The organism is Salinarimonas ramus (assembly GCF_014645695.1).
Classification (GTDB): Bacteria; Pseudomonadota; Alphaproteobacteria; order Rhizobiales; family Beijerinckiaceae; genus Salinarimonas; species Salinarimonas ramus.
Genome location: NZ_BMMF01000010.1, coordinates 165,581 through 190,950 on the forward strand (window position 1 = coordinate 165,581; position 25,370 = coordinate 190,950).

Annotated in this window: 21 protein-coding genes; 5 read left to right on the top strand and 16 right to left on the bottom strand. The window is 70.6% G+C overall.

The annotated features are described in order from the left end of the window. Window positions 1-134: 134 nt before the first annotated feature. Genes IEX89_RS16970 through IEX89_RS17000 form a run of 7 tightly spaced genes read right to left on the bottom strand, consistent with a single transcriptional unit; the run spans window position 135 to window position 10,024 of the window. On the bottom strand, window positions 135-929 hold the full coding sequence (locus IEX89_RS16970) for a TetR/AcrR family transcriptional regulator (RefSeq protein ID WP_188914436.1): 795 nt from the start codon (window positions 927-929) through the stop codon (window positions 135-137). Next, the gene (locus tag IEX89_RS16975; protein WP_188914437.1) at window positions 926-4,408 is read right to left on the bottom strand and encodes an indolepyruvate ferredoxin oxidoreductase family protein; all 3,483 of its coding nucleotides are present in this window, start codon (window positions 4,406-4,408) and stop codon (window positions 926-928) included. Before IEX89_RS16975 ends, IEX89_RS16970 begins: the two co-directional genes overlap by 4 nt. Beyond that, complete coding sequence (locus tag IEX89_RS16980; protein ID WP_210317657.1) at window positions 4,405-5,727, bottom strand: TRAP transporter large permease; 1,323 nt, start codon at window positions 5,725-5,727, stop codon at window positions 4,405-4,407. Before IEX89_RS16980 ends, IEX89_RS16975 begins: the two co-directional genes overlap by 4 nt. Continuing rightward, window positions 5,724-6,254: a TRAP transporter small permease gene (locus IEX89_RS16985; protein ID WP_188914438.1), complete on the bottom strand. Its 531-nt coding sequence runs from the start codon at window positions 6,252-6,254 to the stop codon at window positions 5,724-5,726. The genes IEX89_RS16980 and IEX89_RS16985 overlap by 4 nt, the downstream gene beginning before the upstream one ends. Window positions 6,255-6,291: 37 nt before the next feature. Continuing rightward, window positions 6,292-7,257: a TRAP transporter substrate-binding protein DctP gene (gene dctP / locus IEX89_RS16990; protein ID WP_188914439.1), complete on the bottom strand. Its 966-nt coding sequence runs from the start codon at window positions 7,255-7,257 to the stop codon at window positions 6,292-6,294. 35 nt (window positions 7,258-7,292) lie between these two features. Continuing rightward, on the bottom strand, window positions 7,293-8,813 hold the full coding sequence (locus IEX89_RS16995) for an AMP-binding protein (RefSeq protein WP_188914440.1): 1,521 nt from the start codon (window positions 8,811-8,813) through the stop codon (window positions 7,293-7,295). Then, a complete protein-coding gene (locus IEX89_RS17000; protein ID WP_188914441.1) occupies window positions 8,810-10,024 on the bottom strand; it encodes a thiolase family protein in 1,215 nt (404 codons plus the stop codon). Before IEX89_RS17000 ends, IEX89_RS16995 begins: the two co-directional genes overlap by 4 nt. Window positions 10,025-10,209: 185 nt before the next feature. On the opposite strand from IEX89_RS17000, the gene IEX89_RS17005 reads away from it, so the two are divergent. Next, on the top strand, window positions 10,210-10,992 hold the full coding sequence (locus IEX89_RS17005; protein ID WP_188914442.1) for a crotonase/enoyl-CoA hydratase family protein: 783 nt from the start codon (window positions 10,210-10,212) through the stop codon (window positions 10,990-10,992). A 4-nt stretch (window positions 10,993-10,996) separates the two neighbouring features. Here IEX89_RS17005 and IEX89_RS17010 read toward each other — a convergent pair whose 3' ends face one another. The 5 genes from IEX89_RS17010 to ppc all read right to left on the bottom strand — a co-directional run bounded on the left by IEX89_RS17010 (window position 10,997) and on the right by ppc (window position 17,371). Beyond that, on the bottom strand, window positions 10,997-12,325 hold the full coding sequence (locus IEX89_RS17010) for a TRAP transporter large permease (protein WP_188914443.1): 1,329 nt from the start codon (window positions 12,323-12,325) through the stop codon (window positions 10,997-10,999). Window positions 12,326-12,334: 9 nt separating this feature from the next. Further along, complete coding sequence (locus tag IEX89_RS17015) at window positions 12,335-12,925, bottom strand: TRAP transporter small permease (RefSeq protein WP_188914444.1); 591 nt, start codon at window positions 12,923-12,925, stop codon at window positions 12,335-12,337. An 8-nt stretch (window positions 12,926-12,933) separates the two neighbouring features. Beyond that, window positions 12,934-13,995: a TRAP transporter substrate-binding protein gene (locus tag IEX89_RS17020; protein WP_188914445.1), complete on the bottom strand. Its 1,062-nt coding sequence runs from the start codon at window positions 13,993-13,995 to the stop codon at window positions 12,934-12,936. Window positions 13,996-14,121: 126 nt separating this feature from the next. Then, window positions 14,122-14,523, bottom strand: coding sequence for a carboxymuconolactone decarboxylase family protein (locus IEX89_RS17025; RefSeq protein WP_188914446.1), 402 nt, complete (start codon window positions 14,521-14,523; stop codon window positions 14,122-14,124). Window positions 14,524-14,587: 64 nt separating this feature from the next. Then, window positions 14,588-17,371 carry a phosphoenolpyruvate carboxylase gene (ppc, locus tag IEX89_RS17030; protein WP_188914447.1) on the bottom strand — a complete coding sequence of 928 codons (2,784 nt, stop codon included), beginning with the start codon at window positions 17,369-17,371 and terminating at the stop codon, window positions 14,588-14,590. A gap of 287 nt (window positions 17,372-17,658) precedes the next feature. Between ppc and IEX89_RS17035 the strand changes: the two genes are divergently transcribed. Together IEX89_RS17035 and IEX89_RS17040 are read left to right on the top strand one after the other, a co-directional pair. Continuing rightward, complete coding sequence (locus IEX89_RS17035; protein WP_188914448.1) at window positions 17,659-18,879, top strand: hydroxymethylglutaryl-CoA lyase-like TIM-barrel protein; 1,221 nt, start codon at window positions 17,659-17,661, stop codon at window positions 18,877-18,879. A gap of 97 nt (window positions 18,880-18,976) precedes the next feature. After that, window positions 18,977-19,939, top strand: coding sequence for an AEC family transporter (locus tag IEX89_RS17040; protein ID WP_188914449.1), 963 nt, complete (start codon window positions 18,977-18,979; stop codon window positions 19,937-19,939). Window positions 19,940-19,997: 58 nt separating this feature from the next. On the opposite strand, the gene IEX89_RS17045 is transcribed toward IEX89_RS17040, so the two are convergent. The 4 genes from IEX89_RS17045 to IEX89_RS17060 form a co-directional block, all read right to left on the bottom strand. Then, window positions 19,998-20,594 (bottom strand): superoxide dismutase, encoded by a 597-nt coding sequence (locus IEX89_RS17045; protein ID WP_188914450.1) that lies wholly within the window; start codon window positions 20,592-20,594, stop codon window positions 19,998-20,000. A gap of 121 nt (window positions 20,595-20,715) precedes the next feature. Next, complete coding sequence (gene phnE, locus IEX89_RS17050; protein ID WP_188914451.1) at window positions 20,716-21,522, bottom strand: phosphonate ABC transporter, permease protein PhnE; 807 nt, start codon at window positions 21,520-21,522, stop codon at window positions 20,716-20,718. Further along, on the bottom strand, window positions 21,519-22,346 hold the full coding sequence (locus tag IEX89_RS17055) for a phosphonate ABC transporter ATP-binding protein (protein ID WP_188914452.1): 828 nt from the start codon (window positions 22,344-22,346) through the stop codon (window positions 21,519-21,521). The genes phnE and IEX89_RS17055 overlap by 4 nt, the downstream gene beginning before the upstream one ends. Continuing rightward, on the bottom strand, window positions 22,346-23,227 hold the full coding sequence (locus IEX89_RS17060) for a PhnD/SsuA/transferrin family substrate-binding protein (protein WP_188914453.1): 882 nt from the start codon (window positions 23,225-23,227) through the stop codon (window positions 22,346-22,348). Before IEX89_RS17060 ends, IEX89_RS17055 begins: the two co-directional genes overlap by 1 nt. Window positions 23,228-23,415: 188 nt before the next feature. Between IEX89_RS17060 and IEX89_RS17065 the strand changes: the two genes are divergently transcribed. Both IEX89_RS17065 and phnF read left to right on the top strand, forming a co-directional pair. After that, entirely contained in the window at window positions 23,416-24,567 is a 1,152-nt protein-coding gene (locus tag IEX89_RS17065) for an alpha-D-ribose 1-methylphosphonate 5-triphosphate diphosphatase (RefSeq protein WP_188914454.1), read from the top strand. Continuing rightward, window positions 24,568-25,296, top strand: coding sequence for a phosphonate metabolism transcriptional regulator PhnF (phnF, locus tag IEX89_RS17070; protein WP_188914455.1), 729 nt, complete (start codon window positions 24,568-24,570; stop codon window positions 25,294-25,296). It abuts the gene before it with no gap. The last annotated feature ends 74 nt before the right edge of the window (window positions 25,297-25,370 follow it).

Genomic DNA, 25,370 nt, shown 5'->3' on the forward strand with positions numbered 1-25,370 from the left:
AGGTTAGGTCGAGAGCGGTCGTGCGGCTATTCCGGACGGTGTGCACCGCCCGGTGCACGGATCGCGAGACATCCGGCGCGAGACTTGCTTTTGCGGGCATCCATGCACGCGCGGGTCGCGCAGGCGCGCACAGCTCAGGCCTTCGCAATCGGCAAGCGCTCCGCCTGCTCCGCGTCGTCGGGCAGATCGTCCTCGTCGGGCACGTCGTCCGCGTCCGCCTCGTCCCGCGCGGGCTCGGTCTCGGAATCGTCGGGCGCATGCGGGGGGCGCAGCCCGGCATAGACGTCCGAGCGCGCCGGGACGCCCTCCGCCAGCACGCCCGTGGCGACGAGGCGCACGAACGTGTCCGTGAGCTGCGCGATCGAGCCGCGGCTCGGGTCGAACCAGCTCGAGGCGGAGTTCAGCATGCCCAGGATGGCGAAGGCGACGAGCCTCGGCTCGAGACCACGGTCGAGCGTGCCCTGGCTCTGCCCCTCCTCGATGAGCCGGATCCAGAGCGTGGTGTAGCGGCGCCAGGTGAGCCGGAGCGAGGCGATGCGCGGGTCGCGCGTCGTTCCGTTGAGCTCGCGGACGGCGATGGCCATCTCGAGGTAGTTCGGGTTGAAGCGCATCATATGGCTCTCCACCGCCATGACGAGCTTCTTGCGCGAGCAGACGTCGAGGGAGAGGATCCGCTCGAGGCCCCAGACGAGGTAGTCGCTCTCGGGCTTGATGATCTCGATAAGGATCTCGGCCTTGTCGCGGAAATAGTAGTAGATCGCCTCGCGCGTGACGCCCACCGCCTCGGCGATGTCCTCGATCGTCGTGTGGGCGAAGCCTTTCGATTTGAAGATCTCGGTCGCCCGCCGGACGATCGCCGTGCGGCGCGCGCCGTCGCGGCGGGGCGTGCGCAGGCGGCCGCGGGCGGTCGAGGACTTGGCACCGCTCATCGGGCCGCCTCCGTCAGGGGCGCGCGCGTCGGTGCCGCGGGCGCGTCGAGGCTCCGCAGGCCGGAGGCGAGCGCCTCGCGGTAGCGCGCGACGGCGCGGGCCTTCACCGGGCCGTACCCGCGGATCTCCAGGGCGAGCCCCGCGAGGGCGCAGGCGCGGTCGTGATTGTCGGGGGTCAATCGCATGGACAAGGTGCTCAGGAGCTCTTCGTAGTCCCGGACGAGCGCACGCTCCTCGCGCCGCTCCGCGTTCCAGCCGAACGGATCGAGCGGCGTCCCGCGCAGGCGCCGCGCTGCCGCGAGCCCGTGCAGGACCGGCCTGATCCACGGCCCGAAGGCGCGCTTGCGCGGCTCGCCGGTAACGGGGTCGCGCCCGGTGAGACCGGGTGGCGCGAGATGGTGCACGATGCGGGTCACGCCGTCGAACTCCTCCGCGATGCGGCGCACGAAAGCCGGATCGACCTGGAGCCGCGCGACCTCGTACTCGTCCTTGTAGGCCATGAGCTTGTAGAGAGCGCGGGCCGCGGTTGCAACCAACGCATCGGATTCCGGCGCGACACGAGCCTCCGCGGTAGACAGGTCGGCGAGCGCACGACGGTACCGCTGAGCATAGCGGCCGCTTTGATACGTTTCAAGTTCCCGTGCGTAGCGCTCTATCAGCGCACCCGCGCTCTCCGCCGGCGCCGTTTCCTCCAGGCTCACCTGCGCCTCGAACGCGCCCGCGACCGCCTCGGGGGCGACGGCGTAGCGCCGCCCCAGCGCGAAGGCGGCCCGGTTCGCCTCGATCGCCACCCCGTTCGCCGCGATGGCCGCGTCGATGGCGGGAAGCGGGATCGGCACGAGCCCCTGCTGCCAGGCGAAGCCGGCGAGGATCATGTTGGCGGCGATGGTGTCGCCGAAGGCCGCGCGGGCGAGCCGCTCGGCGGGGATGGTCGCGAGCGCCTCCGCCCCGGCCGCGTCGCGCAGGGCGGCGCGCTCCGAGCGTCCGCTGAGATCGAGGGCGCCGTCGAAGACGAAAGCGAGGGAGGGCGCGACGTCGGCATTGGCGCGGACCCGCGTGCGCCCGCGCCCGACGAGATCGCGGATCGCGGGTGCGGCCGCGACCACGAGGTCGGCGGCGAGAACAAGGTCCGCGCAGCCGGGCGCGGGCTTCGCCGGCGCGTCGACGTCGCTGCCGCCGATGCGCAGGTAGCTGACGACGGCGCCGTTCTTCTGGGCGAGGCCGGCCATGTCGAGCGCGCTGACGCACAAACCCGCGCGGTCCGCGGCATTGGCCAGCACCTGCGCCGTCGTGACGATTCCCGTCCCGCCGATCCCCGGCAGGACGAGCGTATGCGCCCGTGTGCCGTCGGCGAGGTCCGGCTCCGGCAGGGGAATGTCCGCGAGCCGCGCCAGCGCCTCGGGCGCGCCGGCGCGCCTGCGGGGACGCGCGCCCTCCAGCGTCACGAAGCTCGGGCAGAAGCCCTTCAGGCACGAGGTGTCGACGTTGCAGCTCGACTGGTCGATGCGCCGCTTGCGCCCGAAGTCGGTCTCCACCGGCGTGATTGCGATGCAGCCGGACTTCGCCGAGCAATCGCCGCAGCCCTCGCAGACGCGCTCGTTGATGATCACCCGCCGCTCCGCCGCGGGCGCCGTGCCGCGCTTGCGGCGCCGGCGCTTCTCGGTGGCGCAGACCTGGTCGTAGATCAGGACCGTGACGCCCGACATCTCCCGCAGCCGCCGCTGGACGCCGTCGAGAGCGTCGCGATGGTCGAGCGTGACGCCGGCGGGAAGCCGCCCCCGATGCCGGCTCGGATCGTCCGCGACGACGGCCACCGCGGAGACGCCGTCCGCCAGCGCCTGGCGTGCAATGGCGTCGACCGTCAGGGCGCCCTCGACACGCTGGCCACCCGTCATGGCGACGGCGTCGTTGAACAGGATCTTGAAGGTGAGCGTCACCCCCGCCGCCACCGCGGCGCGGACGTTCAGCGAGCCGGAATGCGCGTAGGTGCCGTCGCCCATGTTCTGGAAGCGGTGCGCTTCCGTGACGAAGGGCGCCTGGCCGACCCAGTGCATCCCCTCCCCGCCCATATGCGTCATGGAGACGATCGCGCGGTCCGGCACCCAGGTCGCCATGCCGTGGCAGCCGATGCCGGCCATGGCGTTGGACCCCTCCGGCACGCGGGTCGAGACGTTGTGCGGGCAGCCCGCGCAGAAATAGGGCGCGCGCCCCGGCGGCGCGGGCGCGGGCCGGCTCGCCTCGCGGGCGCGCAGCGCGTCGCGGGCCTGCGCGACGGCCGTGTCGCTCGGATCGATGGCGAGGAGCCGCTCGGCGAGGATCGCCGCGAGATGTGCCGGGTCGAGGAGGCCGACGCTCGGCACGAGGGGGCGCCCCGCCTCGTCCGTCTTGCCGAGGAGGCGCGGCGGCGCGTCCGTGCCGATGAGGATGCGCGCGAGCTGGTCCTCGACGACGGGGCGCTTCTCCTCGACGACGAGGAGCGTCTCGAGACCCCGCGAAAAGTTGCGCATGCGCCCCGCGGCGAGCGGCCAGATCAGGCCGGGCTTGAGCAGCGAGAGCCCGCGTGCCGCCGCCTCCGTCTCGTCGAGGCCCAGCAGCGCGAGCGCCGCGCGCACGTCGTGCGCGGCCTTCCCCGAGGCGACGATGCCGAGGCGCGGGCGGGGGCTCTCGATCAGCACCCTGTCGAGCCCTCGATTGGCGTCGGCGAAGGCACGCAGCGCCTCCATCCGCGCGGCGAGGCGTCGCTCCGCCGCGGGGGGATTGTCGGGCCAACGCACGTGCAGGCCGCCGGGCGGCGCCTCGAAACCCTCCGGCAGGTGGATCGCGGGGCGCTCGGGCGCGATCTCGAAGGCGCTCGCGCCCTCCACCACCTCAGTGGTCGCCTTCATGCCGACCCATAGGCCCGTGAAGCGCGACATGGAAAAGCCGAGGAGGCCGTATTCGAGGATCTCGCGCACGCTGCCCGGTGCGAGGATCGGGATCTGCGCGGCGATGAAGGCGTGATCGGACTGGTGCGCTACCGTCGAGGACGAGGCGCCGTGATCGTCGCCCGCCACCGCCACGACACCGCCGAGCGCGCTCGTGCCGGCCATGTTGGCGTGCTTGAGCGCGTCGCCCGAGCGATCGACGCCGGGCCCCTTGCCGTACCAGAGGCCGAAGACGCCATCGACCCGCCGCGTCTGGTTCAACGCCGCGAGCTGCGTGCCCCAGACCGCCGTCGCCGCGAGGTCCTCGTTGAGCCCGGGCTGGGCGAGGACGTCGTGCGCGGCGAGGTGGGCGTGTGCCTCCGCCAGATGCTTGTCGAAGGTGCCGAGCGGCGAGCCGCGATAGCCGGAGACGTATCCCGCCGTGGTGAGCCCGGCCGCACGGTCGCGCCGCGCCTGGTCGATCGGCAGCCGTGCGAGCGCCTGCACGCCGGTGAGGTAGACCCGGCCGTGCGTTCCCCCGTAGCGCGCCTCGTTCAGATCCTCGGGTGTCGTCATCGCAGCAATCCGGGCAGCCAAAGCGCGATCGCGGGGAAGGCGAACAGGAGCACGAGCCCGACGAGCTCGAGCCCGAGATACGGCGCCATGCCCACCACGATGTCGCGCATCCCCACGCCTTTGGGCGCCACCGACTGCATGATGTAGAGGAGGAGCCCGAAGGGCGGCGTGATCAGGCCGATCTCGAGGGCGACGAGCATCATCACGCCGAACCAGATCGGGTCGATGCCCGCCTGGTTCACGAGCGGCATGAAGAAGGGCAGCGTGATCAGCATGATGCTGACCTGGTCCATCAGCGTGCCCAGAAGGAGCGCAAGCAGCAGCATCGCGGCCACCAGCACCAGCGGCTCGAGGCCGATCTCGGTGACGATGCCGATGAGCTGCCGGCTCGCGCCGGAGAACGACAGGATCTGCGAGAAGGTGATCGAGCCCGAGATGATGATCAGGATCAGCGCCGAGGTCTTCGCCGTGCCCAGAAGCGCCGCGCGCAGCGCCGCCCAGTCGAGCGAGCGATAGGCGGCCGCGGCGACGAGCGTCGCGATCGAGCCGAGCGCGGCGCTCTCGGTGGGCGTCGCGATGCCGGCGAGGATCGAGCCGACGACGACGACGACGATTCCCATCAGCGGCAGGACATAGATCAGGAACGGCTTCACCCGGGTGCGGAACGGCAGGCGCTCCACGGGGTCCGGCGGCGCGAGCCCCGGGCGCAGGCGCGAAGCGACGATGATGAAGGCGAAATACAGCGCCGCCAGCATCAGGCCCGGCAGGATGCCGCCCATGAGCAGGCCCGAGATCGAGATCCCCGCGAGCGAGCCGAACAGCACCGCGAGCGCGGAGGGCGGGATCAGCATGGCGATGCCGCCCACGGCCAGCACCGGGCCGATGGAGAGGACCGGGTGATAGCCCATCCGGAGCATGTCCGGCAGGAGCACGCGCCCGAGCACCGCGGTGTTGGCGATGGTCGAGCCCGACAGGGAGGCGAAGACCGCACCGCTCGTCACCGCCACGAGCGAAAGGCGCCCCGGCACGCCGACGATCAGCTTCTCGATCGCCGCGATGGCGCGGGTGGCGAGGCCCGTGTGCAGCAGGAGCTCGCCCATCAGGATGAAGAGCGGGATCGGCACGAGGGCGAACGAGCCCACGGCCTCCGTCGCGTTGAGCGCGAGCAGCTTGAGCCCCGCCTCGCCGCCCAGGATGAACCAGGCGCCGGCGAGGTTGATGGCGAGGAAGGCGAAGGCGACGGGGACGCCGAGCCCCATCAGGAGCACGAGGCCGCCGCCCATGAGCCCGAGCACGATCTCCCAGGACAGACCGCTCACAGCACGGCCTCCCCGAACTCTTCCTCCTGCGCCACCGGCCGCCCGGCGAGGCGGCGGGCGAGTCGCGCGACGAATTCGAGACCGAGCAGGGTCGTCCCCACCGGGAGGATCGCCAGGATCCACCATTGCGGGATGACGAGATACTTGAACAGCAGCGACCCGCGCGCGAACGCCTCGAAGGCCGCGCTCGCGGCGTACCAGGCGAGGACGAAGCACACGAGCGCCGAGAGCGCGTTGGCGAAGAGCAGCATCCAGTGGCGTGCGCGCGGGGAGACCGAGCGCAGCACCACGTCGACGCGGATGTGGTCCGAATGGCGCAGCACCCACGGCGCACCGAGGAAGCCCACGACGAGGAGGCCGTACTCGCTGACCTCGAGCGTCCAGCCGAAGGCCGGCAGCCCGAGCGCGCGCACGACCACCTCGGCGCTGATGGCGAGCGCCATGAAGGCGATGACGATTCCGGACAGGAGCCCGAACGCCTCGATCAGGAGCCCGACCGCGCGGTCGAGCAGGCGCACAGCCGCCATCGTCCCCGTTCCTCGTTACGCTTCGCGCGGGCCGACCTCAGCGATAGGTCAGCTCCTTGATGCGCTCGCCGTATTGCGGCGAGTTCTGGATCACCACGGCCCAGCCGGCGTCGTCCGCGGTCTGCACCATCTTGGCGTTCTCCTCCTCGGAGAAGGTGATCACCTCGATGCCGGCCTCGTCCTGGAGCGCGCGCTGGGCGGCGTCGACCTCGTTGCGGTAGTCGATGAACCAGGCCTCGGTCTCGATCATCGCCTCGGTGAGCGCCGCCTGCTGCTCGGGGGTGAGCCCGTTCCAGCTGTTCTCGTTCATGATCACGCTGATCTCGGCGTTGTAGAAGCCGGGCTCGACGCGATGCTCCGTCACCTCGAGGAGGCCCAGATCGCCGATGCCCCAGAGCGGCCAGGCGTAGCCCTCGATGACGCCGCCCTCCATGGCCGGATAGACCTCGGAGCCCTGCATCTGCACGACGTTGGCGCCCAGAGCCTCGAGGAAGGGCCGGTAGAGCGGCGTGCCGCGCATGTTCCAGCCGGAGAGATCGGTCGATTCGAGGGGCTTGGACGAATAGAGGTGGTACTGGATGCCGTCGCCGAGCTTGCCCAGGAAGACCGCGCCCATGCGCTCGCGATGGATCTCGTCGAGGAGCTCCATGGCGCCGTTCTCGCGCAGCTCCTGGACGGGGATGTTGAAGAGCTTGTTGGCGTCCGATTCCGGCACGAGCGCCGTGTAGAACGCCCCCGAGATGTAGGCCATGTCGACGACGCCGCCCTGCACGGCGTTGCCGAGCTGGAAGGGGCTCACCGAGGACGGGTCGGCCACGAGCTCGAGGGTGAGGCCCACGTCCTTGGCGTTGACCGTCTCGATGAGGTGAGCGAGCGGCCCGTGCCAGACGCCCTGCGGCGCCAGGAAGGTGCCGACCCGCAGGGTCTTGTCCTGCGCGGCGGCGGGGGCGGCTGCGGTCAGCGCCGCCAGCGCGGCCGCGACGAGGAGCGAGCGAGCGTGCATTCTCTGGTCCCTTTCTTCTTTCCACACCCTGGAGATCACGAGGCGCGGCGCGAGGCGGCCGCGGCCTTGAGGGCCGCCTTGTCGATCTTGCCGATGGCGGTCTTCGGAATGGCCGGCACGAGCATCAGCTCGGCCGGGAGCTTGTAGCGCACGAGGCGCTCGGCGAGATGCGCCTCGAGCGAGGCCACGTCCGTCCCCTGCGCGACCACGCAGGCGTGGATCACCTCGCCCTTGCGCGCGTCGGGCACCGCGTAGGCCGCAGCCTCCGCCACCGCGGGATGGGTGAGGAGCGCCTCCTCGATCTCGCGAGGATAGACGTTGAAGCCCGAGACGATCGCCATGTCCTTCTTGCGATCGCGGATCTCGAGCGTGCCGTCGGGCCGAAAGGCGCCGATGTCGCCGGTGTGGAGCCAGCCGTCGCGCAGCGCCTCGGCGGTCTCCTCGGGGCGGTTGCGATAGCCGCGCATGACCTGCGGGCCGCGTGCACGGATCTCGCCCGCCTCGCCCCGGGGCAGAGGCCCCTCCCCCGTCGCGGGATCGACGATCTCGATCTCGGTGAGCGGCAGCGGCACGCCGACCGAGCCCGCGACGTGCGGCCCCGCGCGCGGATTCGCGGCGAGGACCGGACCGGCCTCCGTCTGCCCGTAGCCCTCGCAGAGCGAGGCGCCGGTGAGCTCCATCCAGCGCCGCAACGTCGCCTCCGGCAGCGCGGAGGCGCCGGAGAAGCACAGAGCCAGCGTCGAGAAGTCGGTGCGCGTCACCCGCGGGCAGGCGAGAAGCCCGTGGTAGATCGTCGGACTGCCACCGAAGAACGTGACGCGCTCCGCCTCGATCATGGCGAGCGCGGCCTCCGGCGAATAGCGCGGCAGGAGCACCATGGTGCCGCGCGAATAGAGCGCGAGCATGAGGCCCATCGCCATGGCGTAGGCGTGGTAGAGCGGCGTGATGACGAGCGCGCGCTCCTCGTCCGGCGTCGTCGACACGATCGCCTCGCGCTGCGAAACGTTGATGGCGAGCGCGCGGTGCGTGAGGTCGACGCCCTTGGGTACGCCCGTGGTCCCGCCGGTATATTGCAGGAGGCCGAGCGCGTCGGGATCGGGCATGACGAGCGCCGCAGGGTCGCCCGCGATCTCGACGAGCCGGCGTGCGCCGGGGCCGACGGCGAGCGGCGCGGGCAGGCCGAGCTCGGCGCAGAGCGGCGCGATCCGCTCCGCGACGTCGGGTGCGGCGAGGACGAGGCGCGGCGCGGCGTCGGCGAGCACGGGGCGCAGCTCGTGGACGGTGTAGGCGGGGTTGAGCGGCGCCACCTGCGCCCCCGCCGCGAAGGCGGCGAGGAGGGCGACGGGGAAGTCCACCGAGTTCGGCATCAGGATCGCCACGCGCTCGCCCGCGACGCCCTGCTCGCTCAGCTCGCGGGCGAAGCCCTCCACCGCCGCCGCGTAGCGCGCGTAGGGCACGCGCTCGGAGCCGCAGACCATCGCCTCCCGCTCGGGCGCGGCCGCGAAGGCGGCGGCCAGCATGTGGACGACGGTGTCGTGGACCTGCGGGAGGGTCATGCCCGGCCGTCCTCCACACGCAGCACGAGCGCCATCGCGCTGTCGCCGGCGGCGCACCCCTGGAACAGGCCCATGCCCCCTCCCCGCGCGACGAGCTCCTCGATCAGCTCGATCACGCCGCGCAGCGCCGTGGGCGCCTGGGGATGACCGTAGATCAGGGAGCAGCCGAAATTGTTCATCCGCCGCCAGTCTATGCCGAAAGCCCGCGCGAAGGCGAGATCGTTTATCGCGAACGGGTTGTGCGACTTGACGGCGTCGATCGCCTCGATGCCGATCCCCGCCGCGGCGAGCGCCCGGCGCGTCGCCTCGATGGGCGCGGCGGGCATGTAGCCCTTCTCCTCGCGGGACTGGCCGAAGGCGACGGGCGTGATGGAGATCTCCGGGCGGGCGGACAGGTCGCGCGCCCGCTCGACGCTCGTGACGATCATGCCGGCGTTGCCGTCGGCGGGATGGGTCTGCGCGGCGAGGGTCACCGTGCCGCCCTCGCGCACCGGCGCGAGGCGCGCGAGCTTCTCGGGGCTCGTCGGGTAGATGCCGACATCGCCCTCGATCGTCTCGGCGACGCCGGCGAATCGGCGGTCGGGGACGGGGAAGGGCAGCAGCATGTAGCGGCGCTGAAAGGCGCGGTCCTCGGCGAGGGCAGCCTCGTACTGCGCGGCGCGGGCGAGGACGACCTCGTGCTGCTCCTCGAGCGTCGCGCCGATGCGCCGGGCGACGTTCTCCGCCGTATCGACCATGGCGCAGCCGGCGAAGGGATCGCGCTCGAAATTGTCGAGCACCCAATGCTCGTGGCGCCCGGCGCCGCCGGGCGCGCGCGCATCCGGATAGATCAGGTGCGGGCCGTTCGACACGCGGTCCGCCGCGACCGCGAGGACGCAGCCGGCGCGGCCGCTCGAGACCTCGTCGGCGGCGGAGGCGACGATACGCACGCCCGTGGCGCAGGCCTGGGCGATGGTCGGGCCGGCGACGCGCTCGGCGCCCATCATGCCCGCGAGCCAGGGCATGCCGTAGAAGGCGCCCTGCTGAGGCACGCTGGTGCCCAGCACGCCGTGGTCGATGGCGTCGAGCGGGATGCCGCGCGCGGCGAGCGCCTCGCGGGCGGTGAACGCGGCGAGCCGGATCGCGTGCCTGTCGGCGAGCGCGCCCTGCCATTTCACGAACGGGCTCGACCAATAGCCGCCATACGGGATCGCGACGGGGGATGCTGCCATGCGCGCCTCCGGAACGCCGGAAGGATGGAGGCGGCTCACCACATGCGTCAAGAACCCCTCGCGCCGCACCTCCCGAGAAGGTCCGCCAATCACGCCTGTGCGCTTTGCACAGCCGGCTTTCATTGACATGGCGGCGTGGGTGGCGATTATTTCACAGTGTGTAAAGTTGACGGAGAGTGACCATCATGCCCGTGCGTGCCGCCGCCATCGAGGTGCGAACCGAGGGCGTCGTCGGCATCGTGTCGCTCGCGCGTTCCGCGAAGCGAAACGCGATCGACGGGGCCATGATCAGGCGCATCGGCGCCCTCTTCGAGGATCCGCCCGCGGAATGGCGCGCGGCCGTGCTGCAGGCGCAGGGCGAGCATTTCAGCGCGGGGCTCGACCTCGCGGAGCACCGCGCTCGCAGCCCCGAGGCGGTCATGGCGGTCTCGCGCCTGTGGCATCGCGCGACGCAGGCCGTCCGCGCGGGGCGCATCCCCGTCGTCGCGGCTCTGCAGGGGCACGTCATCGGCGCGGGGCTCGAGCTCGCAGCCGCCGCGCATCTGCGCATCGCCGATCCCGGCGCGCGCTTCAGCCTGCCGGAGGCGCGCCGGGGCATCTTCGTGGGCGGCGGCGCGTCCGTGCGCGTCGGCCGGCTGATCGGCGCGAGCCGCCTCACCGAGATGATGCTCACGGGCCGCGAGGTGGAAGCCGAGGAGGCTTTGCGCATCGGCCTCGTACACCGCCTGAGCGCGCCGGGCGCGAGCCTCGCCGACGCGCGGGCGCTGGCGGAGGACGTCGCCGGCAACGCGCCGCTGTCGAACCAGATGATCATCGGCGCGCTCGAGGAGATCGCCGACATGCCCCAGGCGGCGGGCCTCTTCACGGAGGCGCTGGCGGCCTCCTACGTCCAGACCGACGGCGAGGCGCAGGCGCGCATGGACGCGTTCCTCACCCGCAAGGACAGGAAGCCGCGCGACGCCGGCTGACGGCTCAGCGCACGAGCCAGAGCGTCACGACGGGGAAGGCGATGAGCAGCCCCACGCGCACGATCTCGGCGGCGAGGAAGACGGAAGCGCCCTTGAACGTGTCCCACATGGGAACGTCCTTGGCCAAGCCGTTGATGATGTAGACGTTCAGCCCCACGGGTGGCGTTATCAACCCCAGCTCCACGACGATGAGCACGACGATCCCGAACCAGATCGCCGTCTCCTCGGGCGTGAGCCCGAAATCGAGCGCCATCACGATCGGAAAGAAGATCGGGATCGTCAAAAGGATCATGGAGAGCGAATCCATCATCGCGCCCATGACGAGGTAGAGCCCGACGAGGACGAGGAGCACGACGATGGGCGCGAGCCCAAGCCCGGCGATCCACTCGCCGGCGACGATGGGCATCTGCGTTCGTGCGAGAAAGGCGTTGTAGAAGTCCGCGCCGAGCAGGATGAGGAAGATCATCGCCGTCTGGACCGCCGTGTCCTTCAGGACGACGACGACCTCCGAGACGCGCAGGTGCCCGTAGGTGATCGCGGCGAGGAAGGTGCCGAAGGCGCCCACCGCCGCGCCTTCCGTGGGCGTGAACAGCGCGCGCCCGAAGAGCGCCTCCCCGTTCATGCCCACGAAGACCGCGAGGAAGATGACGACGACCGGCCACACCCGCCCGAGCCGCGCCATGCGCTCGCCCCACGGGATCGGCTCCGAGGCCGGGCCGCTGCCGGGCGAGATCGCGAGGTAGACACGCACCGCGATCATGAAGCCGATGACGGCGAGGAGCGCCGGGATGGCGGCGGCGAGGAACATCTTGGCGATGTTCTGCTGGGTGAGGATCGCGTAGATGACGAGGACGACGGAGGGCGGGATGAGGATGCCGAGCGTGCCGCCGGCCGCGATCGAGCCCGTGGCGAGCGCCCCGGAATAGCCGTAGCGGCGCATCTCGGGCAGCGCGACGCGGCCCATCGTGGCGGCGGTCGCGAGCGAGGAGCCGCAGATCGTGCCGAAGGCGGCGCAGGCGCCCACCGACGACATCGCGAGCCCGCCCTTGTAATGGCCGAGGAAGCCGTTGGCCGCCTTGTAGAGGTTCGCCGAGAGCCCCGAGCGCGCCGCGAAGTTCCCCATCAAGAGGAAGAGCGGGATCACCGACAGCGAGTAGTTGGCGAACACCTCCCAGGGCGTCTGCTTCAAATAGGCGAGGAAGGGCGTGAGGCCCGAGAGATACACGAAGCCCGCCGCCCCCACCGCCGCCATGGCGACGCCGATGGGGATGCGGATCACGAGCAGCCCGAGCAGGACCCCGAAGGAGACGACGCCCAGCGCCACGTTGGACATGTCGGCCCCTCAGTGCTCTGCGACGTCTTGCGGCCCGATCGGCCGGTCGGTGCGGATCTCCTCGGCGGAGCGCCAGACGGTATAGGCGCACACGATCGCGAGGAGCCAGGCGCAGGCGACGCCGAAGGCGAAGGGATAGGCCTCCGGCAGGCGCAGCACCATGGTCGTGTCGTTGTAGGCGATCTTGTCCTGGAGCCCCGCGACGAGGCGCCAGGCGATGAGCCCCGCGAGCGCCGTGAAGATCAGGTTGCCCACGAGATCGAGCCCGGCGCGCACGCGAAGCGGCGCGCCGGACGTGAAGAAGTCGACGAGGACGTTCCCGCGCCTGAGCTGGCAGAACGGCAGGAACGCGAAGACCGCGACGCCCGTGCCGATCTGCACGAGCTCGACGTCGCCGGGAATCGAGGCCGCGCGGAACTCGAGCCCGACGAAGCCCGCGAGCCCCGGCAGAATGGAGCGCCCGAAGATCGAGATCACCGAGACGACGATCATGCCGAGCAGCGCGACGCCGCCGATGACGGCCACGGCGCCGCACACACGCTCGAGCACGGTGCCGATGGCGGCGAGCGCCGCGCTCGGCCGCTTCGCGGTCGCGTCCACGGCCGACCTCAGTTCGCGGCGGATTCGTGCTTGGCGACGAGGTCGCGGGCGGACTGGACCAGCGCCGTTCCGTCGCGACCGGCGGCGTTCTGCTCCTCGATCCAGGCCTGGATCACGGGCTCGCCGGCGGCCTTCCAGGCTTCGAGCGCCTCGCCCTCGATGAGGGTGATCTCGTTGCCGGTCTCCTCGATCGCCGCCTTGCCCACGAGGTCCCACTCGTCCCACTTGGCGCCGGTCTCGCGGGCGAGCTCGAGGCCGGAATTGGCGTCGATCACCGCCTTGTTCTCGTCCGACATGCCCTCGTAGACGCCCTTGTTCATGACGAACAGGAACACCGCCGTGTACAGCGAGCGGTCGCCGGTGAAGGCGCCGACCTTGTCGGTGAGCTCGTTGACCTTGAGCGCGGGCACGACCTCGTAGGGGAAGACCACGCCCTGGACGACGCCGCGCGAGAGCGCCTCCGGCACGCCCGGGGCGGGGATGCCCTGCGGGTTGGCGCCGAGATTGGCGAGCGTCTGGTTGATGACGCGGTTGGGCACACGGATCGTCATGCCCTCGACGTCCTCGGGCCGCTCGATGGTCTTCTCGCGGGTGTAGAAGTTGCCGTGGCCGTGGCCGAAGACGGCGAGGACGTGCACGTCCGACAGCTCGTCGCGCGCGTTCGTCTCGTAGAACTCGTGCGCGGCGGCGCTGGTCACCTCGCCCGTGGCGTGCGGCACGAAGGGCAGCTCCATCGCCTCGAGCGAGGGGAAGCGGCCCGGCGTGTTGCCGGCGAGGGTCCAGACCACGTCGACGATGCCGTCGCGGGCCTGATCGTAGAGCTGCGGCGGGCGCCCGCCGAGCTGCATCGCCGGGAAGATCTCCACCGCGATGCGACCCTCGGAATCGGCCTCGACCTTCTCGGCCCAGGGCTCGAGCCAGTTCTGGTGGGCCTGCGAGGCGGCGGGCAGGAAGTGGTGGACGCGCAGCGTCACCTCCTGCGCGGCGGCGGGCGCGACGAGCATCGTCGACGCGGTGAGCGCCGTCGCGAAGGCGGCGAGCGCGAGATGCGGAGATACGCTCCTGGGCATGTTCAAGACCTCTCCCTCTGGACGGCCCGTTACTCGGGCTTCGGCTTCGGTCGCGCAGGCGATCCCCCCGGATCGTTCGTGCGCATACGACCTCGGCAGCGAGTCAGCATGATATTAGTTGCGCCGTCAACCGTCTCCCGGCCGGCCGAGCGCGTCGGCCTCGTCGCCGAGCACCTCGCGCACCCAGCGGAAGGCGGCGTTGGCGGCGGGCACGCCGGCATAGACGGCGCACTGCATGAGGAGCGCGCGAAGCTCCTCGAGCGTGACGCCGTTCTTCAGCGCGGGCGGTAGGTGGAGCTTGAACTCCTCCTCCCGGTGCATGGCGGTCGTGATCGTGAGCACGATCATCGAGCGCGTCTTCCACGGCAGCGTCTCGTCGTTCCACACGTCGTGCCAGGCGGTGCGGGTCACGAAGTCCTGCCAGGGCGTGGCGAAGGTGCCCGCCTTGGCGAAGGAGCGTTCCACATGCGCCTCGCCGAGCACCGCCTTGCGGTTGGCGAGCCCCTTCTCGAGTCTCTCGTCGCTCACGTCTCGTCTCCTCCTGGCCGCGGCGTCTCTCTCTCGTCGGCCGCGCTGGCGGCAGGAGACGACGTCAGCCGGAATTCCTCAAGCCCGCGGCGACCCCGTTGATGGTCATATGGATTCCCTGTGTCACGCGTGCGTCGGCGTCGCCCGCGCGGTGGCGACGCAGAAGCTCTACCTGCAAATGGTTGAGCGGGTCCAAATACGGGAAGCGATTTCGGATGGAGCGGGCGAGCAGCGGGTTGCGCTCGAGCAACGCCGCCTGACCGGATATGGCCAGCAGCTTGTCGATGGAGCGGCTCCATTCCTCGCGTACCCGCGGGAAGATGCGCTCCGCCAGCTCCCGGTCGGAGACGAGCCCGGCGTAGCGCGAGGCGATGGCGATGTTCGACTTCGCCAGCACCATGTCCATGTTGGACAGCAGCGTCTGGAAGAACGGCCATTCCCGGTGCATCTCGCGCAAAGTCTCGAGCCGCGTGGGATCCTCGGCGAGGAAGCCCTCCACCGCCGTCCCGAAGCCGTACCAGCCCGGCAGCATCAGCCGCGATTGCGACCAGCCGAACACCCAGGGGATGGCGCGCAGATCCTCGATCTTGCGCGAGTTCGTGCGCGAGGCGGGACGCGAGCCGATGTTGAGGTTCGCGATCTCGCCGATGACGGTCGTCTCCCAGAAATAATCCTCGAAGCCGGGCGTCTCGTAGACGAGGGCGCGATAGGCCTGGAAGGCGCGCGCGGAGAGATCCTCCATCACCTTGAGATAGGCGTCGCGCGGGGCGGGATCGTCCCCGTGCAGGAGGCTCGCCTCCATGGTGGCCGACGCGATGATCTCGAGGTTGCGGCGCCCGAGCTCGGGGGTGGCGTATTTCGCGGCGATCACCTCGCCCTGCTCGGTGATGCGGATCGAGCCCTGCACGGCGCCGCCGGGCTGGGCGAGGATCGCCTGGTAGGACGGCCCGCCGCCGCGACCGACCGTGCCGCCGCGGCCGTGGAAGAGCCGCAGCCGCACCCCGGTCTCGCGGAAGACGCGCACGAGGGCGATCTCGGCCTTGTAGAGCTCCCAGTTCGAGGTGAGGAAGCCGCCGTCCTTGTTCGAATCCGAGTAGCCGAGCATGACCTCCTGGGTCTTGCCGCGGGTTTCCAGCAGCGCGCGATACTCGAACACCGAGAACAGCTCCGCCATGATCCGGGCGGACGCCTGCAGGTCGCCGATCGTCTCGAAGAGCGGCACGATGTCCATGTCGAGCACGCCCTCGAGCGGGCGCAGGAGCCCCGCTTCCTTGAGGAGGATCGCGACCTCGAGCACGTCGGAGACGGAATCGGCCTTGGAGATGACGTAGTGGCGCAGAGCCGCCGGGCCGTAGCGCTCCCGCGCGGCCGCGGCCTCGCGCACGATGGCGAGCTCGGAGGCGGTCTTCTCGGAATAGGCGACGTGCGGCGAGAAGAGCGGACGCGGGCTCTTCATCTCCGCCGTGAGCACGGCGATGCGATGCTCCTCGGACATCGCCAGATAGTCGAGCCCGGGCTGGGCGACGGCGAGCAGCTCCGCGATGGTGCGCTCGTGCACGTCCGAGTTCTGCCGCAGGTCGATCGTCGCGAGGTGGAAGCCGAAGACCGACACCGCGCGGCGCAGCCGCCGCAGCCGCCCGCGGGCGAGCGCCCCCGAGCCGTTGGCGACGAGGGAGCGGTGCACCCGGTCGAGATCCTCGCCCAGCGCCTGCGCGGTCGCGTAGGCCTCGATCCCCTCCCCCACCGGTGTGCGGCAGAGATCGGCGTGGCCGAGGTTTAGCGCCGTGGCGCACAGCCGCGCGTGGACGTGCGCCAGCGCCCGGCGATAGGGCTCGTTCTGGCGAAAGACCGAGGTCTCGGGCGAACCCTCCGCCAGCGCCCGCACCTCGTCGGAGACGCCGACGAGCCGCTCGTCGAGGGGCAGCTCGGTGGAGAGCGTCTCGATCTCGGCGAGATGGTGCGCCAGCGCCTTGCGGCTCTGCAGATGCAGCGCCTCGCGCAGCACGGCGGCCGTGACGAAGGGGTTGCCGTCGCGATCCCCGCCGATCCATGAGCCCATGCGCAGGAAGGGCGGCAGCTCCGCTCCCGCCCCGAGCCCCTCGGCCCCGAGCGCGTCCTCGAGCGCGCCGTATAGACGCGGAATCTCCACGAGGAAGGTGTCGTCGTAGTAGGAGAGCGCGTTGACCACCTCGTCGATGACGCGAAGCCGCACGCCGCGCAGGACGGAGGTCTGCCACAGCGCCAGCACGGCGCGGCGCATCTCCTCCTCGTTCTCCGAGACCTCCTCGGGGGTGAGCAGGCCCGTGTCGCGCTCCTTGAGGAGCCGCGCCACCTCCATCTCGCGATCGATGGTGGACTTGCGGCGCACCTCGGTGGGATGCGCCGTCAGGACCGGGGAGATCTCCGAGCCCTCGAAGAAGCGCTCGACATCGGCGCGCGAGAGGCCCGCCTCCTTGCACAGCGCGATGGTGCGCGCGAGCGTCCCGTCCCGCGGCGCCGAGCGCGCCTGCGCGTGCGCCCGCGAGCGCCGATGACGGTGCTGGTCCTCGGCGATGTTGGCGAGGTGCGAGAAATACGAGAAGGCCCGGATGATCTGCAGGCTCGAATCGCGCGAGAGCGCATCCAGGATCGTCTGCAGCTCACTACGAGCGCCGACGTCGTCGTCGCGATGGAAACGCAGGCTCGTCTGGCGGATGCGCTCGACGAGATCGAACGTGGCCTCGCCCTCCTGCGAACGCACCGTGTCCCCGAGGATGCGCCCGAGCAGGCGGATGTCCTCCCACAGCGCCTGATCCTTCTCCTCGGCGCGGTCCGCCGCACCGATCGCGATGCCGTGCTCGACAGCCATGGAGCCCCTCCTCGCGGTTTCGACGGCGCTAGGGTGACGATTTTTGCGCTGCATTCAAGCGGCGGATGGACGGCCGACGCGATTTCCCGGCGCGCAGCGCGCCGGCTTCGCGGGTGAACGGCAGAGACTTGACGTTAGGCAACTCTTAGCACTATGATTGACTCCAGTGCAATTGATGCACGAATGCGCATTTAGCGCCTAAACAACGAGCGAGTGCATTTGTTGACTATCGGTTGCAAGCGTGGCCCTTATTGCGGTGCAGCATCACCCCTCAACGAGGTCGCGCCATGAACCTGTCCTATCCGTCCGGCCACATTCCCCGTTACGACAATTTCGAGCTCGTCGGCCTTCTCGACGAGACGATGCGCGAGGGCGCCGAGCGCTGCCCGTTCTCGATTCCCGCCTCGCGTAAGGCCGCCCTCACCCGCCGCATCGTCGAGACCGGCGTGCGAAACGTCGTCTTCGGCTCCGCGCCGACCGATCCCGATCTGATGGCGGACATCCTCGCGGAGCTCGACCGCGACGGCGCCGCCGAGGGCGTCGAGCTCGCGTTCATCCTGCTCCTGAATTGCTGGGAGCCGCTGCTCGAGCGCTTCAGCCGCTTCCCGGACGCTTACAAGCATCAGGTCTGCATCAGCTTCGGCATGGTGGACCACAAGTCGGAGGAGAAGCTGTTCGAGCGCGCCTGCGAGAAGTTCCGCGCCATCGGCTTCACCAAGTTCCGCGTCAGCCTGCTCAACAACTTCTCCTCCGGCGTCGACGAGAAGGCCTACGCGCACATCACTCGCCAGATCGACCGCTCGCTCGCGCTCGGCATCGACACCGTGCGCATCAACGATTCGCTCGGCGTCTGCTACCCGGAGACCATGGCGGTGCTGGCGGCCAACCTGCGGCACGACTATCAGAACGTGCATTTCTGCGTGCACGCCCACGACGACAAGGGGCTCGGCCTGCAGAACGCGCTCGCCTCGATCTATCACGGCTTCGACCTGATCGAGGGCGGCTTCTCCGGCTTCGGCAACCGCTCGGGCCTGCCGGCGATCGAGGTCCTCATGAAGATCTTCGCGGAGAAGAACATCACCATCCGCGGCCTCGCCCTCGACGACGACGCGGTGCGCGAGACCGGCTACGCGGCCGAGGACACGTTCCTCGTCGTACCCAACGTCTATCGGCCGATCACCGGCAAGATCGTGAACTGGGAGAATCTCGGTGTGGCGAACATCCCGGACTATCTCGGCTCGGAGCGGCGCGCGCGCAAGTTCCTGACGGACGTCGGCACGCACGACCAGACCCTGCGCGACGTGCTGCGCCGGGCCGACCGCCCCGCCCCCGACGAGACCAACGCCCTCGCACCCTTCCGCGACGCGCTGCACGCGGAGATGGACGAGGTCTATCGGGCCAAGCGCAGCGCCTACGAGAGCCTGATCGGCAGTCTCGAGGCGCTCTACGGCGACGGTATCCTGTTCGAGGACGTCGCCGTGGAGCGGGCGAAAGCGCTCGCGATGTGACGTCCACCATTCCATCCAGAACCCGGAACGGCGGGCCCTCGCGTCCGCCGTTCGCACGCACGGGGCGGAGGTTCGTCCCGCACCGGAGACACGCTGCATGCTCGAGATCGTCGCGCCCATCTTCGCCGTCATCCTCGCAGGCTACTTGTTCGCCCTGTGGCGGGGCGTCGACAAGGCGGGCACGCGCCTCCTGAACGAATACGTCCTGTACGGCGCGCTGCCGGCGCTGCTCTTCATCGCCGTGGCGCGGGCCGATCCGGCGGAACTGCAGCAATGGAGCTTCATGGGCGCGACGCTGGCGGGAATCGCCGTCGCCTTCGTGCTCGGCGCGCTCGCGGCGCGCGCCGGCGGCACGCGGATGCCGAACGCGGCGATCCCCGCGATGGCGGCCTCCTACGGCACCACCGGCTACATGGGCGTGCCGATCCTCATCACCGCGCTCGGCGTCGGCGCGGCGGTGCCCGCGGCCATCGCGACGATTCTGCACAACGTCCCCGTCATCATGACGGTGATCCTCATCAACGACCTCCTCGCCCGGCGCGACGGCGCCAAGAGCACGGGCACGGGCACGGGCGCCGCCGTCGCGGGCGCGCTCAAGGCGACGCTGACGAACCCTCTCACGGTGGCCGTCGTCGCCGGCGTGCTGGTGAGCGTCGCGGGCGTCCCGATCCCGCGCTCGGTGTCGCTCTTCGCGGATTTCCTCGGCGCCGCGGCGGGCCCCACCGCCCTCTTCGCGCTCGGGCTCGGCCTCGCCCAGCTCGACGCGTCCGCGCTCCTCGACGCGAAGCGCATCGGGCGCATCCTGCCGCTCATCGGCATCAAGGTCGTGATCCAGCCCCTCGTCACCTTCGTCGTGGCGATCTACGGGCTCGGCATGGACACGAGCGACCCGTGGTTCGTCGCGGCGCTCATCATGGCGGCCCAGCCGATCGGGGCGGGCGTGTTCGTCTTCGCCTCGAAGTACCAGCATCTCGAGGACGAGACCTCGGTGGCGATCATCGCCTCGCTCTTCGTGGCGCTGGTGACGCTGCCCCTCCTGCTCGCGCTCTACGCCACCTGAAACGAGAACGGGGCCCGCGAAGGGCCCCGTCCGGTCGTCGTCGCTGGCGCGGAGGCGCTCAGGCGGCCTCGTTGTAGAGCTTCTCGACGTATTCCCAGTTCACCAGGTGGTCGAGGAAGGCCTTGATGTAGTCCGGGCGACGGTTGCGGTAGTCGATGTAGTAGGAGTGCTCCCACACGTCGCAGCCGAGGATCGGCGTCGCGCCGTGGACGAGCGGGCTCTCGCCGTTGGGGGTCTTCATGATGGCGAGCTTGCCGTCCTTGACGGCGACCCAGCACCAGCCGGAGCCGAACTGGCCCACGCCCGCCGCGACGAAGTCCTCCTTCATCTTCTCGACGCCGCCGAGATCCTCGACGATCTTCTTCTCGAGCGCGCCAGGAATGGAGCCGCCGCCATTGGGCTTCATCCAGTTCCAGAAATGGAGGTGGTTGTAGTGCTGGCCGGCATTGTTGAAGAGCGCCTGGTTCGTGCCGTACGAGCCCTTGACGATCTCCTCCAGCGACTTGCCCGAAAGCTCCGAGCCCTCGAGCAGCTTGTTGCCCGTCGTCACGTAGGCATTGTGATGCTTGTCGTGATGGAATTCGAGCGTCTCGGCCGACATGTACGGCGAGAGCGCGTCGTAGGCGTAAGGCAGGGGGGGAAGCTCGAAGGACATGATACCTCTCCTGGGCCGTTATTCTCGGTGCGCGCGGATGCGCGCGGTGTCCCGCACATAAGGCTCCCGCCGCGTGACGGCAACCGCGGGCGGGATGGGTCGGCGCGCACGGCTCCCCCGTTCAGATGATCCGGCGCCTGAGCACAGCGCCCGCCTGCTCGACGAGAACGACGAGGGCGAAGACGACGAGGATGATCGTCGCCGCCGTGTCGTAGTCGAAGAGGTCGAAGGCGACCTTCAGCTCGACGCCGATGCCGCCGGCGCCGACGAGTCCCAGCACCACGGAGGAGCGCGTCGCCTTCTCCAGGCAGAAGAGCGAGGTGGCGACGAAGCTCGGCATCGCGTCCGGCACGACGGCGGAGAAGATCACTCCCATCCGCCGCGCGCCCATGGCCGAGAGCGCCTCGCGGGGGCCCTTGTCGGTCTCCTCCATCGCCTCCGCGAAGAAGCGCCCGGCGAAGCCGATCGTGTCGACCATGATGGCGAGCACACCCGCCGCCGGGCCGAGCCCCACCGCGATGACGAAGACGAGGGCCCAGACGAGATCGGGCACCGTGCGGAAGAAGGCGATGAGCCCGCGCGCGAGACCGCGCACGACGGGATGCGGCGAGAGCCCGTCGGTAGCGAGGATCGCCAGCGGCAGCGACAGGACGAGGCCGAGCGCGCAGCCGGCGATCGCCATCTGGAAGGTGACGAGCAGGCTCTCGAGGATGCGGTCGATGCGATCGAGCGAGGGCCGGAACATCCGCTCCAGCATCGACCCGAGCGAGGGCAGCCCGCGCACGAGCTTCTCCGCGGAGAGGCCCGAGCCCGAGAAGCCCCACACCACGAAGGCGACGAGCCCGGCATAGAGGAGGAAACGCAGCGCGCCGGGGCGCTCGAAGCGCTCGGGCGGGCGCCGCGTCGTGGGGGAGGTCGCGAGGCTCACGATGCGGCTCCGATGCGCTGAAGGGGAAGCGACGCCGACACCGCGTCGCCCGGGGCAGGCGGAGGCTCGTCGAAGAAGGCGGCGAGGCGATCCGGGTCCGAGGTCGCGGCACGTTCGTCGAGGGCGACGCGCCCTCCGGCGAGCCCCACCACGCGATCGGCGAAGGCGACGGCGTGCGCCATATGGTGCGAGACGAAGACGAGGGTGAGCCCCTTCTCCCGCGACAGACGTGCGAGGAGCCCCATCACCTCCGCGCCGGCGCGCGGATCGAGACTGGCGTCCGGCTCGTCGGCCAGCACGAGCTCGGGGCGCTGCATCAGCATGCGGGCGACGGCGACGCGCTGCGACTGGCCGCCCGAGAGCGAATCGACCCGCTGGCGGGCGAGATCGGCGAGGCCGACCGCGTCGAGGCAGGCCATCGCCTCCTCCCGGTCCTCCCGTCGCGCCAGCGCCTGGTGCCAGGTCCGCGGCCCGGCTCGGCGCGCCTGCACGCCGTGGAGCACGTTCGAGAGCGCCGAGAGCCGCGAGACGAGATTGTGCTTCTGGAACACGAACCCCACACGGGCCCGCGAGGCGGCGAGCGCCCTCCCCTTCAGCCGCGTCACCGGCGCGCCGAGGAGATGGACCTCGCCGTCGTCCGGCGGCACGAGGCCGACGAGCAGGCGCAGCAGCGTCGACTTGCCGGCGCCGTTGGCGCCGATGATCGAGACCGCCTCGCCCCGCGCGACGGCGAGGTCGAGGCCGTCGGCGATGCGCCGGTCGGGCCCGAAGCTCTTGACGAGCTTCGTGACCCGGATGGCGCTCGCGTCGGGCGCGACGATCATCACTCGCCGACGAACTCGAGGAACTCGCGGATGCCGATCGTCTCGTACATCTCGCGCACGTAATCGTAGTCGGTGTCGACGATCTGCGGCAGGAACACGCCGCCGGCGTACTTGCGATTGTCGTCGGTGGTCTCCACGACGGCGCGCATCAGCTCGGCGCCGTGCTCCAAGAAGGTGGCGCGCACCTGCTCGACGACCGCGTCGTCGACCTCCGGGCTCGCCAGCAGGATGTCGTTGGGCAGGTCGCGCCCGCGGGCGACGACGGTGAAGCCCACCTCCGGGAAAGCCTCGCGGATGCGGGTGAGATGGGTGAAGTTCATGCCGATGCCGCCGATGTCGCCGCGCTTGAGCGCCTCGACGGCGACGTTGCGGTTGACGAAGATCGGCTCGTAATCCTCACCATAGGCGAGGCCGAGATCGGCGAGCGCCTGAGCCGGCCCGAGATGCTGGGAGGTGGAGCCGATCTCGCCGAAGGAGACGGTGGTGCCCTTCAGGTCCTCGGGCGTCTTGATCGGGCCGTCGGCGAGGACGACGATCTGCGCGAAATAGTCGGGACGCTGCCAGCCGACCACGGGCTCGGCACCCAGGCGCGCGTTGAAGACGACGTATTCGGCAGGGCCCGTGAGCACGAAGTCGACCTGATCGGCCGCCATGGCCTCCACCGCCGCCGTGCGGCCGGAGACAGGGAAGAACGCGACCGAGAGGCCGGACTTCTCCTCGAAGGCCTCGACGAAGGGGCCGAACTCGCGCTGCAGGTTCTCCAGGCCGTCGACGTCGGTGACGGCGAAGCGGATGGTCTCCTGCGCGCCGGCCGGCGCGAGGGTGGCGAGGCCGGCGATTGCCGCGGCGGCGAGAAGACGGAGGGGCGCTCTCGTATGCATGGTGGCTCTCCCTGATGATGCGTCGGCGGGGCGCGACGCCGGCATCAAGGCAGAGCCGTGCGACAGCGGGATTGCGGCGAGATGAATGTTTGGTGACATAGACGTCTAGTCATCTGGATGTCGTACCATCGTCATCGTCGCCGCCTAACGAGTGGGTCGGCCGGAACGCAATCGAGGAGAGAGAGGGCATGTTGATCACAGGTGGGCGCGCGCTCGTCGCGGATGCGCTGGAGGCGGTCGCTCTGTCGATCGACGGCGTGCGGATCGCACGCATCGGCGATGCCGGCGCGGCCGTGGGACCGGCGCTCGACGCGACCGGGCTCCTCGTCCTGCCGGGCCTCGTCGACATTCACGGCGATGCCTTCGAGCGGCAGGTCATGCCGCGGCCGGGGGTCGGCTTCCCCTTCGACCTCGCCTTCCTGGAGACGGACCGGCAGCTCGCCGCCAACGGCATCACCACCGCCTGCCACGGCGTGACCTGGAGCTGGGAGCCGGGCCTGCGGGACGCGCACAATGCCCGCGCGGCCCTCGCCGCGATCGAGGCGCTCGGCCGGTCGGGCGCGCGGGTCGACCACCGCCTGCACCTGCGCCACGAGACCTTCAACCTCGACGCCGAGGCCGAGATCCTGGACTGGATCGCCACGCGGCGCATCACCTGCCTCGCCTTCAACGATCACATGGAGGGCACGCTCAAGGCACGCCATCGGCCCGACAAGATCGGGCGCATGGTGGAGCGCTCGGGGCTGAGCGAGGCCGACTTCCTCGCGCTCGCCGATCGCGTCCACGCCCGCAAGGCGGAGGTGCCCGCATCCATCGCCCGCCTCGCGAGAGCCGCGCAGGCGGCGGGCGTGCCGACGCTCTCCCACGACGACCGCTCGCCCGAGGAGCGCGCGGGCTTCCGGGCCATGGGAGTCGCCATCGCGGAGTTTCCGATCAATGTCGAGACCGCGGCCGCGGCGCGCGAGGCGGACGACCCCATCGTCTTCGGCGCGCCCAACGTCGTGCGCGGCGGGAGCCACACGGGGTGCCCCTCGGCGAGCGAGATGGTGCGCGACGGGATGTGCGACATCCTCGCCTCGGACTATTATTATCCGGCTATGCTCCAGGCCATCGCCACCCTCGTCCATGCCGGGGACGCTCCCCTCGCTCGCGCGGTCTCGCTCGCGACGTCCGGCCCCGCCGCGGCGCTCGGCTTCGCCGATCGCGGGCGCCTCGCCGAGGGCCTGCGGGCGGACGTGATCCTCGTCGATCTCGGCTCCGGCACCCGCCCGGCCGACGTCGTCGCGACGATCTCGCGTGGGCGCCTCGTGCACCTCTCCGACGGGACCCGGTTGCGCTGAATGGACGAGCTGGTCAATCGCGGCGCGGGCGTCGCCGCCTGGAAGCAGATCGCGGACGCGATCGAGGCCGACATCCGCGACGGGCACGTCCCGCCCGGCGAGCGCCTGGCGCCGGAGCCCGCGCTCGCCGAGCGCTTCGGCGTGAACCGCCACACGGTCCGCCGCGCGGTCGCGGCCTTGGCGGCGCGGGGGCTGGTGCGCGTGGCGCACGGTCGGGGCACATTCGTCGAGGCAGGGCCGATCCCCTACACGATCGGCGCGCGCACGCGCTTCTCCGAGATCGTCTCGCGTACCGGCCACGAGGCCGGCGGCGAGATCGTCTCGTCGGGGATCACGCAGGCGGATGCGACGACGGCCGAGCGCCTGCGCATCCCCGTCGGCGCGCCGGTCCTGGCGGCCCGCTTCCGGCGCTTCGTCGACGGCCTGCCCTTCTCCCACGGACGCACGGCGCTGCCGCTGCCGCGCTTCTCGCGCTTCCTCGACGCGTTTAGCGAGAGCCGCACGATCTCCGCCGCCTTCGCCGCCTGCGGCGTGCCGGAATACCGGCGCGCCTGGACGGAGGTGTCCGCGCGGATCTCCACGGCGGCCGACGAGCCGCAGCTCGAGATCGCGCCCGGGCGCATCCTGTTCGTGGTCGAGAGCGTCAACGTCGACCCCGACGGCGTGCCGATCCAGGCCTCATCGACGCTGTTCCCGGCGGATCGGGCCACGTTGCGGCTCGAAAGCTGAGGATTTGCGCTTGCGGCATGCCGTCGCGTATTTGGCAGGCGCGATCTTTCGTCCTACCGTGAAACACGCGCGTC

What these genes read in the sequence shown, in the direction of transcription:
- IEX89_RS16970 (WP_188914436.1), bottom strand. Translation starts at nt 929, where the DNA reads ATGAGCGGTGCCAAGTCCTCGACCGCCCGCGGCCGCCTGCGCACGCCC.
- IEX89_RS16975 (WP_188914437.1), bottom strand. Translation starts at nt 4,408, where the DNA reads ATGACGACACCCGAGGATCTGAACGAGGCGCGCTACGGGGGAACGCAC.
- IEX89_RS16985 (WP_188914438.1), bottom strand. Translation starts at nt 6,254, where the DNA reads ATGGCGGCTGTGCGCCTGCTCGACCGCGCGGTCGGGCTCCTGATCGAG.
- dctP (WP_188914439.1), bottom strand. Translation starts at nt 7,257, where the DNA reads ATGCACGCTCGCTCGCTCCTCGTCGCGGCCGCGCTGGCGGCGCTGACC.
- IEX89_RS16995 (WP_188914440.1), bottom strand. Translation starts at nt 8,813, where the DNA reads ATGACCCTCCCGCAGGTCCACGACACCGTCGTCCACATGCTGGCCGCC.
- IEX89_RS17000 (WP_188914441.1), bottom strand. Translation starts at nt 10,024, where the DNA reads ATGGCAGCATCCCCCGTCGCGATCCCGTATGGCGGCTATTGGTCGAGC.
- IEX89_RS17005 (WP_188914442.1), top strand. Translation starts at nt 10,210, where the DNA reads ATGCCCGTGCGTGCCGCCGCCATCGAGGTGCGAACCGAGGGCGTCGTC.
- IEX89_RS17010 (WP_188914443.1), bottom strand. Translation starts at nt 12,325, where the DNA reads ATGTCCAACGTGGCGCTGGGCGTCGTCTCCTTCGGGGTCCTGCTCGGG.
- IEX89_RS17020 (WP_188914445.1), bottom strand. Translation starts at nt 13,995, where the DNA reads ATGCCCAGGAGCGTATCTCCGCATCTCGCGCTCGCCGCCTTCGCGACG.
- ppc (WP_188914447.1), bottom strand. Translation starts at nt 17,371, where the DNA reads ATGGCTGTCGAGCACGGCATCGCGATCGGTGCGGCGGACCGCGCCGAG.
- IEX89_RS17035 (WP_188914448.1), top strand. Translation starts at nt 17,659, where the DNA reads ATGAACCTGTCCTATCCGTCCGGCCACATTCCCCGTTACGACAATTTC.
- IEX89_RS17040 (WP_188914449.1), top strand. Translation starts at nt 18,977, where the DNA reads ATGCTCGAGATCGTCGCGCCCATCTTCGCCGTCATCCTCGCAGGCTAC.
- IEX89_RS17045 (WP_188914450.1), bottom strand. Translation starts at nt 20,594, where the DNA reads ATGTCCTTCGAGCTTCCCCCCCTGCCTTACGCCTACGACGCGCTCTCG.
- IEX89_RS17055 (WP_188914452.1), bottom strand. Translation starts at nt 22,346, where the DNA reads ATGATCGTCGCGCCCGACGCGAGCGCCATCCGGGTCACGAAGCTCGTC.
- IEX89_RS17060 (WP_188914453.1), bottom strand. Translation starts at nt 23,227, where the DNA reads ATGCATACGAGAGCGCCCCTCCGTCTTCTCGCCGCCGCGGCAATCGCC.
- IEX89_RS17065 (WP_188914454.1), top strand. Translation starts at nt 23,416, where the DNA reads ATGTTGATCACAGGTGGGCGCGCGCTCGTCGCGGATGCGCTGGAGGCG.
- phnF (WP_188914455.1), top strand. Translation starts at nt 24,568, where the DNA reads ATGGACGAGCTGGTCAATCGCGGCGCGGGCGTCGCCGCCTGGAAGCAG.